This is a genomic window from Caulobacter zeae, assembly GCF_002858925.1.
GTDB classification, from domain to species: domain Bacteria; phylum Pseudomonadota; class Alphaproteobacteria; order Caulobacterales; family Caulobacteraceae; genus Caulobacter; species Caulobacter zeae.
This window is the reverse complement of sequence record NZ_PJRS01000023.1, coordinates 41,592-54,258: the sequence shown is the minus strand read 5'-3', so window position 1 is coordinate 54,258 and position 12,667 is coordinate 41,592. Positions and strand designations below refer to the sequence as shown.

Here is a 12,667-nt window from a genome sequence, read left to right as displayed (position 1 = left end):
GCGCCGCGCGCTGGCGGTCAAGCGGCTCCTGTCGGCGGCGGGAGGGCCGTGTTATGGTTTCGCCGCAAGGAGCGCTCCATGATCGAACTCAAGATCGAGCAACAAGGCGAGGCGGTTAAGGTCGAGCTGACCGAAGAACTGCTTGCCCTGCTCGGCGCCAAGGCCGGCGACACCCTGGTCATTGACGGCAAGGCGGGTGGGCCGTTCACGCTGGCGGCGCGATCGACGGACGAGCGCTTCGAGCGCGGCCGGGCTTTCCTCGAACGCTATCGTTCGACCTTCGAGGCGCTGGCGAAATAATCGCCGATGAACGAGCCGGTTTGGATCGACGAGGCGCTGCTGGTCCGTTGGCACGACTTGGTGCTGGCCGAGACGGGCGGCGCAAGCGGCGTACGGGATCAGGGGCTCTTGAACTCGGCCCTCGCTCGTCCAGTGAACCGTCATGCTTATGAGGGCGTCACGGATCTGATCGAACTCGCCGCCACCTACGCCGTCGCGGTCGCGTCGAACCACCCCTTCATCGACGGCAACAAGCGCGCGGCGTTCATGACGCTCGGCATGTTCCTGGAGGACAACGGCCTTTGGCTCACGGCTGAGCCAGACGATGCGACGAAGGCGATGTTCGCGGTCGCCGCCGGCGAGATCGGCATTTCCGAGCTTACCGATTGGCTTCGCCCGCGCGTCATTGACGCGCTCTGACCTCCGATCAAGCCGTCGTCAGCAGCCGGGGCAGCTTGAACGTCACCGTCTCGCGGGCCTCGACCAGTTCCTCGATCTCGAGGTCGAAATGGCCGCTGATGGCGTCGATGACGCCCTGCACCAGGTCTTCAGGGGCCGATGCGCCGGCGGTCAGGCCGATGCTCGAAACGCCCTCGAACCAGCTCCAGTCCAGGCCCGAGGCGTCGTCGATCAGGTAGGCGGCCTTGGCGCCGGCCTTCAGGCCCACTTCCTTCAGGCGCACCGAGTTGGACGAGTTGCGCGAGCCGACCACCAGAATGAGGTCGGAGGCCTCGGCCAGCATCTTCACCGCGTCCTGGCGGTTGGTGGTGGCGTAGCAGATGTCTTCCTTGTGCGGCGCGGCGATGCCGGGGAAGCGCTCCTTGAGCATGGCCACGATGTCGGCGGTGTCGTCGACCGACAGGGTGGTCTGGGTCAGGAAGGCCACGTTCGAGGCGTCCTTGGGCTGCCAGGTGCGCGCGTCGTCGATGTCCTCGATCAGGGCCACCGTGCCCTCGGGCAGCTGGCCCATGGTGCCGACGACCTCGGGGTGGCCGGCATGGCCGATCAGCACGATCTCGCGGCCGTTGTCGAAGTGCTTCTGGGCCTCGACATGGACCTTGGAGACCAGCGGGCAGGTGGCGTCCAGATAGATCATCTGCCGCGACTTGGCCTCGGCCGGCACCGATTTCGGCACGCCGTGGGCCGAGAACACCACCGGGCGGTCGTCGGGGGCCTCGTTCAGCTCCTCGATGAAGATCGCGCCCAGGGCCTTGAGGCGATCGACCACGTGGCGGTTGTGGACGATCTCGTGGCGCACATAGACCGGCGCGCCGAACTTCTCGATGGCCCGCTCGACGATCTGGATGGCCCGGTCGACCCCCGCGCAGAAGCCGCGCGGGCTGGCCAGGAACAGGCGGAGCTTGGGACGGACCGGGGGACGGATCGGCGCGGACGTGGTCATGGCGCGGAACCTAAGCGTTCGCGCGTCCGTGCGCCAGACGTGCCGCACATGGCGTTTTGACGACCAAGCTGCAACGTGCGCCCGTTGCGAGGTCACGCATATGCCTTTATCAGGCTGCATGACGCCGGTTGGGGCCTTTCCCTTTCTGGCAATCCTTCTCGAACCGGACGTTTCATGCGCCGCACGCTTTCCGTCGCCTTCAGCGCCCTGATGGCCCTGTCGATCGCCGTCACCGCCACCAGCGCCTACGCCCAGGGCGGCCGCGGCGGCCAGGGCGGCGGCCAGGAAGACGACGGCGGCGCCAAGAAGAAGAAACGCGACGAGGAGTGGAACCAGCCCAAGGCTCCGCTGGCCCAGCTGCGCAACGCCGGCCCGTGCCCCTTCGTCAAGGTGCTGTACGACGCCAGCCGCTATGTCGAGTTCAAGGGCGGCAAGGAAAGCGCCGCCGCCACCGGCTACACCGGCGAGATCCAGGGCGTGTCCTCGGGCTGCGCCTACAAGAGCAACGACCCGATCAAGATGCAGGTCGAGGTGCTGTTCGCCCTGGGCCGCGGTCCCGAAGCGACCGAGACCCGCAAGACCTATCGCTATTGGGTGGCCGTGACCGAGCGCAACAAGTCGGTGCTGGCCAAGGAATATTTCGACCTGCCGATCACCTTCCCGGCCAGCGGCGACCGCGTCTACGCCACCGAGAAGCTGCAGACCATCACCATTCCGCGCGCCGAAGCCACGACGAGCGGCAGCAATTTCGAAGTCCTGATCGGCTTCGACGTCACCCCGGAAATGGCCGCCTTCAACCGCGACGGCAAGCGCTTCCGCGTCAACGCCGGCCAGGCCGCCCAAGCCCAGCAAGCAGGGACTCCTCCTAAGCAATGAACGATTTGAAGCGGTCCTTGAGCGAGGCGGCCGCGGCCGCTTTCCAGGCCGCCGGACTGTCTCCCGACTTCGGGCGCGTCACGGCGTCCGACCGGCCCGACCTGGCCGACTTCCAGTGCAACGGCGCACTCGCCGCGGCCAAGAGCGCCAAGCGTAACCCCCGCGAAATCGCCGTCCAGGTGGTCGAGCAGCTGAAGGCCGACCCGCGTCTGGCCTCGGTCGAGATCGCCGGCGTCGGCTTCATCAACATGCGCGTCAGCCCCGCGGCCCTGGCCGCCCGCGCCGACGAGATCGCCGCCGACGAACGCGCCGGCGCCAGCCTGCTGGCCGATCCGCGCCGGGTGCTGGTCGACTATGCCGGCCCCAACGTCGCCAAGCCGATGCACGTGGGCCACCTGCGCGCCTCGATCATCGGCGAGTCAATCAAGCGCCTGTACCGCTTCCGCGGCGACCAGGTGGTGGGCGACGCCCACTTCGGCGACTGGGGCTTCCAGATGGGCCTGCTCATCACCGCGGTGATGGACGAGGACGCCTTCATCTCCGCCCTGATGGACAAGCTGCCGGACGCCCCGCGCGACTTCTCCGACGCCGACGCCGCCAAGGTGCGCGCCGAGTTCGCCGGCCGGGTGACCCTGGCCGACCTCGACCGCCTGTATCCGGCCGCCGCCGCGCGCGCCAAGGAAGACGCCGAGTATCGCGACCGCGCCCGCAAGGCGACGGCCGACCTGCAGAACGGCCGCTTCGGCTATCGGCTGCTGTGGAAGCACTTCGTCGACGTCAGCCGCGTGGCCTTGGAACGCGAGTTCCACGCCCTGGGCGTCGACTTCGACCTGTGGAAGGGCGAGAGCGACGCCGACCCGCTGATCGCGCCGATGGTGCGCCAGCTGGAGGACAAGGGCCTGCTGGTCGAGGACCAGGGCGCCCGCATCGTCCGCGTGGCCCGCCCGGGCGAGACCAAGAAGAAGAAGCTGCCCGACGGCTCGGTGATCGAGGTCGAAAGCCCCGATCCGCTGCTGGTGGTCTCGTCGGAAGGCTCGGCCATGTACGGCACGACCGACCTGGCGACGATCCTGGATCGTCGCCAGTCGTTCGACCCGCACCTGATCCTCTACTGCGTCGACCAGCGCCAGGCCGACCACTTCGAGCAGGTGTTCCGCGCCGCCTACCTGGCCGGCTACGCCCAGCCGGGCGGCCTGGAGCACATCGGCTTCGGCACCATGAACGGCGCCGACGGCAAGCCGTTCAAGACCCGCGCCGGCGGCGTTCTGAAGCTGCACGACCTGATCGAGATGGCCCGCGAAAAGGCCCGCGAGCGCCTGCGCGAAGCCGGCCTTGGTTCGGAACTGTCGCCGGAAGCCTTCGAGGAGACCGCGCACAAGGTCGGCGTCGCCGCCCTGAAGTTCGCCGACCTGCAGAACTTCCGCGGCACCTCCTACGTCTTCGACCTCGACCGCTTCACCAGCTTCGAGGGCAAGACCGGTCCTTACCTGCTGTACCAGACCGTCCGCATCAAGAGCATCCTGCGCAAGGCCGCCGACCAGGGCGCGCAAGGCGGCCCGGTGATCGTCGCCGAGCAGGCCGAACGCGACCTGACCCTGCTGCTGGACGCCTTCGAGGGCGCGCTGAGCGAGGCCTACGACAAGAAGGCCCCCAACTTCGTGGCCGAGCACGCCTACAAGCTGGCCCAGGGCTTCTCGAAGTTCTACGCCGCCTGCCCGATCCTGAGCGCCGAAGACCCGGCCGTGCGCGCCTCGCGCCTGACCCTGGCCCAGACGGCGCTGAAGCAGCTGGAGCTGGCGCTCGACCTGCTGGGCGTGGAAACGCCCGAGCGGATGTAGGACCAGGGGAGGGGCGGGCCTGATCGGCCCGCTCTTCTCTTCTCCCTTCCCCCTTTGATGGGGGAAGGGCCGGGGATGGGGGTGACAGCGGTTCAAGACCTGGGGCCAGCCTAACCGCCGCGGCCACCCCCACCCCTGCCCCTCCCCCATCGAGGGGGAGGGATTAGGTTATATTGAACCCCGCCACGTTCTCCGTCGTCACCGGCCCGGCCACCTTGCCGGCCGTGACCCGGCGCAGCCGCACGTCGCGCACCGGCAGGTCCTTCTCGCCCTTGATGCTGCACACCGAGCCGGCCTCCTCGACCCGCACGTCGCTGACCCGCAGGCCCTCGATCGCGGTGAGCCGCCGCTCGTAGGTCGGGACCAGGGTGCGCCACTGGTAGAGTACGTCGGTGTCGATCGCGAGCACGCTGCCGGCGATCTTCGTGGCGCTGACATTGCGCATGTGGATGTTGCGCACGAACCCGCCGCGCCGCTCGTTGGTCTTGACGAACAGCAGGTTGGCGATCGGCACGGCCCAGCCGTCCTCGCCCTTCCCGTCGCCGACGAAGTGGCAGTTGTCGACGAAGACGTTCTCTATCCCCGCCGACAGCTCGCTGCCCACGGCCATCAGCTGGTGGCCGTTCCTGATCTTGCAGTCGCGCATGACGACGTTGCGGGTGGGAACCCCTAAGCGCCAGGCGTCCTGGTCGCGGCCCGACTTCACCGACACCGCGTCGTCGCCCTGGTCGAACACGCAGTCCTCGATCAGCACGTTCTGGCTCATCTCCGGGTCGACGCCGTCGTTGTTGTGGCCGTGGGCGCGGATCTTCACCCGCCGGATGACCGCGTCGGTGCAGAGGAACGGGTGGATCACCCAGAACGGGCTGTCCTCGATGCTGACGTCCTCGATCAATACGTGGCGGCAGCGGTTGAACTGGATGAACTGCGGGCGAAGATTGGCCTCGCCGGCCGTCATCCGGCGCTCGCTGACCGGTTCGCCCCTGGCGGCCTGATGGTAGAGCGCCAGCAGGGCGTCCATGTGCGGCTTGGGCCGCTTGTACCACTCGCGCCAGACGTCGAGTTTCGCCTTCAGCCGGCCGGGGCCGGTGATCGCCACGTTCTCGCAGTCGAAGGCGTAGACCAGCGGCGAATAGTTCCAGCATTCCAGGCCCTCCCACGTCGTCTGGACGGCCGGCAGGTAGTCGGCGGGCTTTTCGGAGAACAGCAGGGTGGCGCCCTTGGCCAGGTGCAGGGCGACGTTGCTCTTCAGATGCACCTTGCCGGTCGGCCAGGTCCCCTCGGGGATCACGACCACGCCCGCGCCGGCGGCGTTGGCCGCCGTGATCGCCGCGGAGATGGCGGCGCTGGTCTTGCCCTGGTCGCCCTGGTCGGCGCCGAACTCGGTGATGGGGAAGCGCCTGGCGCCCGAGAAGTTCGGCACGCCGATCGAGGGCATGTCGAACGGCGCGGTCGGGCGCACCAGCTTGCGGGGAAGGGGGCGGGCCAAGGCCAGGCCGGGGATCAGCGGGGCGAGGACGCCTACGCCCAGCGCCGTCCGCCGGGTGGTCTGAACGATAGCCATGCCGGGTCTCCCGATGCCGGGCGTTCACCGCCCTTGTCGGGGCGTATTGCTCGCATGATGGGATGTGAAGTCAATATTCGGGATTTGAGCAGGCGGGCGCGCAAGGGGACCTCCCCCTGTGGGGGAGGTTCCTAAACCAACCGCTCCAGCCCGGCCCGGGCCGCTTTCAGGAACACGCTGGGCAGGGCGGTCAGGCCCTCGTGCGGGGTCCAAACGAAGTCGCCGGCGACGTCGGCCTCGGCGACCATCACCCGCAGGGTCAGGGAGAAGTGGGTGAAGACGTGCTCCACCGCGCCCAGGTCGCGCCAGGGGGCCAGGATCGGGGCGGCGCGGGCGGCTTCGTCGTCGCTCCACGGGCGGTCGCGCCAGTCCGAGGTCGGCAGGCCCAGCATGCCGCCCAAGAGGCCCTTGTCCGGACGCCGCACCAGGGCCGTCTCGCCCCGGCGGCTGACGATATAGGCCACGCCATGGCGGCGCGGGCGGTCGGCCTTCTTGGTGCGGCGCGGCCAGGTCTCGGGCGCGCCCTTGGCCTTGGCCGCGCAGAACGGCTCGACCGGGCAGCGGTCGCACAGCGGGGCCTTGGGCTTGCAGACGGTGGCGCCCAGGTCCATCAGCGCCTGGGCCCAGTCGCCCGGCCGCTCGTCGGTGACCAGCAGGCCCGCCAGGCGCTTGAGTTCGGGCTTGGCGTCGGGCAGCGGCGTCTCCACCGCGAACAGCCGCGCCATCACCCGCTCGACATTGCCGTCGACGACGTTGGCCGCCCGGTCGAAGGCGATGGCCGCTACGGCCGCGGCGGTGTAGGCGCCCACGCCCGGCAGGGCCAGCAGGCCTTCTTCCGTGCCCGGGAACTCGCCGCCGTGCTGGCCGGCCACCGCCCGGGCGCAGGCCAAGAGGTTGCGGGCCCGGGCGTAGTAGCCAAGGCCCGCCCAGGCGGCCATCAGCTCGCCGTCCTGCTCGGCCGCCAGGGCCTCGACGGTGGGCCAGCGCTGGGTGAAGGCCAGGAAATAGGGCGTGGCGTGCGGCACCGTGGTCTGTTGCAGCATCACCTCCGACAGCCACACCCGGTAGGGGTCGCTGCGCAGGCCCATGGCGCCGGCGGCGGGGCCGGTTCGCCACGGCAGCACCCGCGCCTCGCGGTCGTACCAGGAAAGCAGTGCGGAGCGGATCGCGGCGACGTCGGTCATTGTCCGCCTCCTATCGCAAATCCGCGCGCGCGAGGGGAGGGGGACATGCTAGCATTGTGGGTAATGTATCGCCGCACGCTGCCCACGGCCGACGAGGCCCTGAAGATCCTGTCGCGCCGCCGCACCCGGCCGCCGATGCGCGTGCCCCCGCCGGCCGGCAAGAGCCTGGCCAAGTTCATCCGCGAACTCGACAAGAAGCACGGCCAGGGCCCCGGCGCGCTGCAGGCCCGCTGGAAGGAGATCGTCGGCGAGAGCCTGGCCCGCCGCACCGAGCCCGTCCGCATCATCAAGAGCCGCACCGGCGAGGGCGGCACGCTGGAACTGCGCGTCGACGGCCCGGTCGCCTCGCTGATCCAGCACCAGGTCGGCCAGATCACCCAGCGCCTGGACCTCTTGCTGGGCAAGGGCGCGGTGACCCGACTGCGCATCATCCAGGGGCCCGTTCGCGTCGCCGCGGCCGCTTCGGCGCCGCCGCGCCCGCGCCGCCGGCCGCCGCTCGACGCGGCCCAGGAACGCGACCTGGCCTCCAGCCTGTCCGACCAGCCCGAAGGCCCGCTGAAAGAGGCGCTGCTGAAGCTGGGCCGGGGCGTGCTGCGCAACGAGCGTTGACAACCTTCGCGGGTTGCCGCTGATGCGCGAAAGCCTCATCGGCGCCATTTTCACGCGGCTAAAGAATCGCGCTTAACTTCACTGTTCACGTTCGAGGAAGACCCGACCATGCGCTCGCCCCTTCGCCGGATCCTGCTCGCCGCGACCCTGGTCGCCAGCGTCGCCGGCCTGTCCGCCTGCAACAAGTCGGGCTCGACCGTCACGGCCGACGACATGAGCCTGGGCAATCCCAACGCCAAGGTCACGGTCATCGAGTACGCCTCGGCCTCATGCGTCCACTGCGCCAAGTGGAACGAGGAAGTGTTCCCGGCCTTCAAGCAGAAGTACATCGACACCGGCAAGGTGAACTACGTCTACCGCGAGTTCCTGACCGCCCCGCCGCAGGTGGCCGCCGCCTCGTTCCTGCTGGCCCGCTGCGCCGGCAAGGACAAGTATTTCTCGGTGCTGGACTCGGTCTACCGCTCGCAGGAAGAGATGTTCACCACCGGCGACTATCGCGGCGTGCTGCTGCGCATCGCCCAGTCGTCGGGCCTGAACGAACAGCAGTTCGACGCCTGCGTCAGCGACGAGAAGGCCCTGAAGGCCCTCAACGACCGCATCGAGCGCTACTCCAAGGAAACCGACATCAAGGGGACCCCGACCTTCGTCATCAACGGCAAGAAGCTGAACGACGAAGGCGGCGAGGCTCCGCTGGCCCAGCTGGACGCCGCCATCGCTGCGGCGAGCAAGTAGGCATGACCCTGGACCGGCGCGCGCTGATCGTCTCGGGCATGGCGGCCGCCGCCATGCCGACGCTGGCGCGCGCCGCGCCCTTGCCGGCCCAGCCGGGCGACCATGTGCTGGGTTCGCCCAAGGCCAAGGTGCAGATCGTCGAGTACGCCTCGATGAGCTGCGGCCACTGCGCCCACACGGCCATGGACGTGATGCCGGCGATCAAGAAGCGTTACATCGACACGGGCAAGGCCCGGCTGGTGTTCCGCGAGTTCCTGACCCCGCCCTACGACCTGGCCGGCGCCGGCTTCCTGCTGGCCAACCGCGTGCCGCCGGTCCGCTATTTCGAGGCGGTCGACGCGATCTTCGCCGCCCAGAAGTCCATGTACCAGACCGGCGACTACTGGGGCGGCCTGCTGGGCGTGGCCAAGCGCTTCGGCCTGACCGAGGCCCAGCTGGAAGCGACTCTCAACGACAAGGCCGCGCTCGCCGCGCTGAATGCCCGCGTCGAGGCCTCGGCCAAGCGCGACAGGATCGAGGGCACCCCGACCTTCTTCGTCAACGGCGCCCAGCTGGTCGGCGACGTCACCGTGGACGATCTGGCCCAAGCCATCGACAAGGCCCTGAAGGGCTAGAGGGCGGGCGCGGCCGTGCAGTTCCAGCGCCTGCGCCTGTCCGGCTTCAAGTCCTTCGTCGAGCCGACGGAGTTCAGGATCGAGCCTGGCCTGACGGGCATCGTCGGGCCCAACGGCTGCGGCAAGTCCAACCTGCTGGAAGCCCTGCGCTGGGTGATGGGCGCCAACTCCGCCAAGGCCATGCGGGCCGGCGGCATGGACGACGTGATCTTCGCCGGCAGCGGCAACCGCCCGCCGCGCAACCACGCCGACGTCACCCTGACCATCGATAACGCCGACCGCACCGCGCCGGCCAGCTTCAACGACGATCCGGTGCTGGAGGTCGTGCGCCGCATCGACCGCGGGGCCGGCTCGACCTACCGCATCAACGGCCGCGAGGTGCGCGCCCGCGACGTCCAGCTCTTGTTCGCCGACGCCTCGACCGGGGCCAACTCGCCGGCCCTGGTGCGCCAGGGCCAGATCAGCGAGCTGATCGGCGCCAAGCCGCAGAACCGCCGCCGCATCCTGGAAGAGGCCGCCGGGGTCTCGGGGCTGCACACGCGCCGCCACGAGGCCGAGCTTCGCCTGCGGGCCGCCGAGAGCAACCTGACCCGCCTGGAAGACGTGGCCCGCGAGCTCGAGACGGCCCTGAACCGCCTCAAGCGCGAAGCCCGCCAGGCCGAGAAGTACAAGCGCCTGTCGGCCGAGATCCGCGCCGTGCAGGGGGCGGTGCTGTTCGCCCGCTGGGCCGAGGCCCGCGACACGCTGGAGCGCACCCAGTCCGAGGCCACGCAGTCGGCCCGCGAGGTCGAGGAAACGGCCCGCGCCGCCGCCGCCGGCCAGGGCGCGATCGTCACCGCCGAAGCCGCCATGCCGCCGCTGCGCGAAGAGGCGGCCATCGCCCAGGCGGTGCTGGGCCAGCTGGCGATCCAGAAGGACCGCGCCGAGCGCGACGCCGCCGCCGCCGCGGCCGAGTTCCAGCGCCTGTCGGCCGATCTGTCCCGCATCGACGAGGACCGCGCCCGAGAGCAGCAGGCGGCCGAGGATGCTGGTCGCTCTCTGGCCCGCATCGAGCCGGAACTGGCCGAGGTGCGCGGCCTGATCGCCGCCGCCCCCGAGCGCGGCCCCGAGCTGGAGACCGCCGCCAAGGCCGCCGAGGCCGCTCGCGCCGAGGCCGACAGCGCCGTCGAACGGCTGGCCGCCCAGTCCGCCGCCGAGGAGGCCCGCGCCCGCGCCGCCGCCCAGCGCCTGGCCGAGGCCGAGAGCCGCCTGGCCCGCACGGTCCGCGCCCTGGACCAGGCCAAGGCCGAGCGCGCCGCCGTCGGTCCGGCCGTCGACCCCGCCGCCGCCGAGGCGCGTCAGCGCTTTTCCAACGCCGAGGCCGCCCTGGCCGCCGCCCGCGCCGCCCTGGAGGCCGCCGAGGCCGAACGCACCACGGCCGCGCAAGCCGAGGGCGCGGCCCGGGATCTCGCCCGCAAGGCCGAGGACCAGATGGGCCGCTTGCGCACGGAAGCCCGGGGCCTGGCCCAGCTGACCGCCCCGCGCGCCAAGAGCGGCTTCTCGCCCGCCCTCGACGCGGTGACGCCCGACAAGGGTTACGGCGCGGCCCTGGCCGCCGCCCTGGGCGACGACCTGGAAGCGGCGCTGGACGCCCGCGCCCCCTCGCACTGGGCCGGCGCCGAGGCCCCCGCGACGTCCTGGCCCGAGGGCGTCCAGCCCCTGGCCCCGCTGGTCAAGGCGCCGGCGCAGCTGGCCGCGCGCCTGGCCATGGTCGGCCTCGTCGACCGGGCCGACGCCGAGCGCCTGGCCAAGAGCCTGCCCGTGGGCGCGCGGCTGGTCTCCAAGGAAGGCGACCTGTGGCGCTGGGACGGCTTCGTGGCCAAGGCCGACGCCCCCAAGCCCGCCGCCGTCCGGCTGGAGCAGCGCACCCGCCTGGCCGAGGTCGAGGCCGAGATCGACGCGATCGCGCCCCAGGCCGAGGCCGCCACCGCCGCCCTGAAGACCGCCGCCGACCGCCTGCGCGCCGCCGAGGACGCCCTGCGTGACAAGCGCCGGGGTCCGCCCGACGCCGAACGCCTGCTCACCCAGGCCCGCGAGACCGTGGCCCGCTACGAGCGCGAGGCCGCCCAGCGCGAGGCCCGCGCCCAGTCGCTGGACGACACCATCGCCCGCTTCGAGGCCGAACGCGCCGAGGCCGACGAGGCCCTGGCCGGCGTCCGCGCCGAGCATGAGGCCGCCGGCTCGGTCGGCGACCTGGCGCCGCAGCTGGCAGCCGCCCGCCAGGCCGCCGCCGCCGCCCGCGAAGCCGCTTCGGCGGCGCGATCGGCCCTGGACCTGGAGAACCGCGAGCGCGCCGGTCGCCAGCGCCGGCTGGAAAGCCTGGAGCGCGATCTCGGCGACTGGACCCGCCGCCGCGACGCGGCCGCCAAGCGCGCCGAGGCCCTGGAGGCCGACCGCGCCAAGGCCGCCGCCGCGCTGGAGGCCGCCCGCGCCGCTCCGGCCGAGCTGGAAGGAAAGCTTCTGGTCCTCGTCGACCAGTTCGACGCCGCCGAGCAGCGCCGGGCCAAGGCCAGCGACGCCCTGGAGGCGGCCGAGACCGCCCGCATCACCGCCGACCGCACCGCCCGCGCCGCCGACCAGGCCGCCGGCGAGGCCCGCGAGCGCCGCGCCGCCCTGGTCGCCCGCCTGGACGCCGCACGCGAGCGCTTCGCCGAGATTGCCGGCAATATTCGCGAGAGCGCCCGCATGGAGCCCGAGGCCCTAGGCCGCCACCTGGCCGGCGAGGCCGTGGCCGTTCCCAAGGACGCCGCCGGCGTCGAGGCCCACCTGTTCGCCCTGGAACGCGAGCGCGACGCCATCGGCCCGGTGAACCTGCGCGCGGAAGAGGAGGCCCAGGAATATGCCGGGCGGCTCGAGACCATGCGCATCGAGCGCGCCGACCTGTCGGGCGCGGTGGCCAAGCTGCGCGACGGCATCGAGGAGCTGAACGCCGAGGGGCGCGAGCGCCTGCTGGCCGCCTTCGACGTCATCAACAACCACTTCCAGACCCTGTTCCAGGCGCTGTTCGGCGGCGGCCAGGCCGAGCTGCGGCTGATCGAGAGCGACGATCCGCTGGAGGCGGGCCTGGAAATCTTCGCCTGTCCGCCCGGCAAGCGCCTGGCCAGCATGAGCCTGATGAGCGGCGGCGAGCAGGCCCTGACCGCCAGCGCCCTGATCTTCGGCGTGTTCCTGGCCAATCCGGCCCCGATCTGCGTGCTGGACGAAGTCGACGCGCCGCTCGACGACGCCAATGTCGACCGCTACTGCAACATGCTCGACGAGATGCGCCGCCGCACCCTGACGCGCTTCATCGCCATCACCCACAACCCGGTGACCATGAGCCGCATGGACCGCCTGTTCGGCGTGACCATGTCCGAGCGCGGGGTGAGCCAGCTCGTCAGCGTGGACTTGAGCACCGCCGAAGAGCTGGTGGCGGCGCAGTAGACAGGGGGAGCCCCCTCAGTCGGCTTCGCCGACAGCTCCCCCAGAGGGGGAGCATCTTGGCGTCCCAGATCCTCCCCCTCTGGGGGAGGTGGCCCGAAGGGCCGGAG

The 12,667-nt window shown here is 71.0% G+C and carries 11 protein-coding genes; 8 read left to right on the top strand and 3 right to left on the bottom strand.

From position 1 onward, the window contains the following. Positions 1 to 78: 78 nt before the first annotated feature. Entirely contained in the window at positions 79 to 300 is a 222-nt protein-coding gene (locus tag SGCZBJ_RS13635) for an AbrB/MazE/SpoVT family DNA-binding domain-containing protein (protein WP_101718550.1), read from the top strand. Positions 301 to 306: 6 nt separating this feature from the next. Then, complete coding sequence (locus SGCZBJ_RS13630; protein WP_101718549.1) at positions 307 to 699, top strand: type II toxin-antitoxin system death-on-curing family toxin; 393 nt, start codon at positions 307 to 309, stop codon at positions 697 to 699. 7 nt (positions 700 to 706) lie between these two features. Here the strand turns inward: SGCZBJ_RS13630 and ispH are convergent, their stop codons facing one another. Then, positions 707 to 1,681 carry a 4-hydroxy-3-methylbut-2-enyl diphosphate reductase gene (gene ispH / locus SGCZBJ_RS13625; RefSeq protein WP_101718548.1) on the bottom strand — a complete coding sequence of 325 codons (975 nt, stop codon included), beginning with the start codon at positions 1,679 to 1,681 and terminating at the stop codon, positions 707 to 709. 174 nt (positions 1,682 to 1,855) lie between these two features. On the opposite strand from ispH, the gene SGCZBJ_RS25890 reads away from it, so the two are divergent. Together SGCZBJ_RS25890 and SGCZBJ_RS13615 are read left to right on the top strand one after the other, a co-directional pair. Further along, on the top strand, positions 1,856 to 2,557 hold the full coding sequence (locus SGCZBJ_RS25890; RefSeq protein ID WP_101718547.1) for a Tat pathway signal sequence domain protein: 702 nt from the start codon (positions 1,856 to 1,858) through the stop codon (positions 2,555 to 2,557). Then, positions 2,554 to 4,395, top strand: coding sequence for an arginine--tRNA ligase (locus tag SGCZBJ_RS13615; protein WP_101718546.1), 1,842 nt, complete (start codon positions 2,554 to 2,556; stop codon positions 4,393 to 4,395). The genes SGCZBJ_RS25890 and SGCZBJ_RS13615 overlap by 4 nt, the downstream gene beginning before the upstream one ends. A 163-nt stretch (positions 4,396 to 4,558) precedes the next feature. On the opposite strand, the gene SGCZBJ_RS13610 is transcribed toward SGCZBJ_RS13615, so the two are convergent. Both SGCZBJ_RS13610 and mutY read right to left on the bottom strand, forming a co-directional pair. Then, positions 4,559 to 5,959, bottom strand: coding sequence for a glycoside hydrolase family 28 protein (locus SGCZBJ_RS13610; protein ID WP_101718545.1), 1,401 nt, complete (start codon positions 5,957 to 5,959; stop codon positions 4,559 to 4,561). A gap of 131 nt (positions 5,960 to 6,090) precedes the next feature. Then, a complete protein-coding gene (gene mutY / locus SGCZBJ_RS13605) occupies positions 6,091 to 7,143 on the bottom strand; it encodes an A/G-specific adenine glycosylase (protein ID WP_101718544.1) in 1,053 nt (350 codons plus the stop codon). Positions 7,144 to 7,206: 63 nt separating this feature from the next. Between mutY and SGCZBJ_RS13600 the strand changes: the two genes are divergently transcribed. The 4 genes from SGCZBJ_RS13600 to smc all read left to right on the top strand — a co-directional run bounded on the left by SGCZBJ_RS13600 (position 7,207) and on the right by smc (position 12,560). Beyond that, positions 7,207 to 7,752 (top strand): DUF721 domain-containing protein, encoded by a 546-nt coding sequence (locus SGCZBJ_RS13600; RefSeq protein ID WP_101718543.1) that lies wholly within the window; start codon positions 7,207 to 7,209, stop codon positions 7,750 to 7,752. A gap of 108 nt (positions 7,753 to 7,860) precedes the next feature. Beyond that, entirely contained in the window at positions 7,861 to 8,484 is a 624-nt protein-coding gene (locus SGCZBJ_RS13595; protein ID WP_101718542.1) for a DsbA family protein, read from the top strand. Positions 8,485 to 8,486: 2 nt separating this feature from the next. Continuing rightward, positions 8,487 to 9,098: a thioredoxin domain-containing protein gene (locus SGCZBJ_RS13590; protein ID WP_101718541.1), complete on the top strand. Its 612-nt coding sequence runs from the start codon at positions 8,487 to 8,489 to the stop codon at positions 9,096 to 9,098. 15 nt (positions 9,099 to 9,113) lie between these two features. Further along, positions 9,114 to 12,560, top strand: a complete 3,447-nt coding sequence (smc, locus tag SGCZBJ_RS13585; protein ID WP_101718540.1) for a chromosome segregation protein SMC — start codon at positions 9,114 to 9,116, stop codon at positions 12,558 to 12,560. Positions 12,561 to 12,667 lie beyond the last annotated feature (107 nt).

Excerpts from the sequence above, each read along its gene's own strand:
- SGCZBJ_RS13615 (WP_101718546.1), top strand. The coding sequence starts at position 2,554 with ATGAACGATTTGAAGCGGTCCTTGAGCGAGGCGGCCGCGGCCGCTTTC.
- SGCZBJ_RS13595 (WP_101718542.1), top strand. The coding sequence starts at position 7,861 with ATGCGCTCGCCCCTTCGCCGGATCCTGCTCGCCGCGACCCTGGTCGCC.
- SGCZBJ_RS13600 (WP_101718543.1), top strand. The coding sequence starts at position 7,207 with ATGTATCGCCGCACGCTGCCCACGGCCGACGAGGCCCTGAAGATCCTG.
- mutY (WP_101718544.1), bottom strand. The coding sequence starts at position 7,143 with ATGACCGACGTCGCCGCGATCCGCTCCGCACTGCTTTCCTGGTACGAC.
- ispH (WP_101718548.1), bottom strand. The coding sequence starts at position 1,681 with ATGACCACGTCCGCGCCGATCCGTCCCCCGGTCCGTCCCAAGCTCCGC.
- SGCZBJ_RS25890 (WP_101718547.1), top strand. The coding sequence starts at position 1,856 with ATGCGCCGCACGCTTTCCGTCGCCTTCAGCGCCCTGATGGCCCTGTCG.
- SGCZBJ_RS13630 (WP_101718549.1), top strand. The coding sequence starts at position 307 with ATGAACGAGCCGGTTTGGATCGACGAGGCGCTGCTGGTCCGTTGGCAC.
- SGCZBJ_RS13610 (WP_101718545.1), bottom strand. The coding sequence starts at position 5,959 with ATGGCTATCGTTCAGACCACCCGGCGGACGGCGCTGGGCGTAGGCGTC.
- SGCZBJ_RS13635 (WP_101718550.1), top strand. The coding sequence starts at position 79 with ATGATCGAACTCAAGATCGAGCAACAAGGCGAGGCGGTTAAGGTCGAG.
- SGCZBJ_RS13590 (WP_101718541.1), top strand. The coding sequence starts at position 8,487 with ATGACCCTGGACCGGCGCGCGCTGATCGTCTCGGGCATGGCGGCCGCC.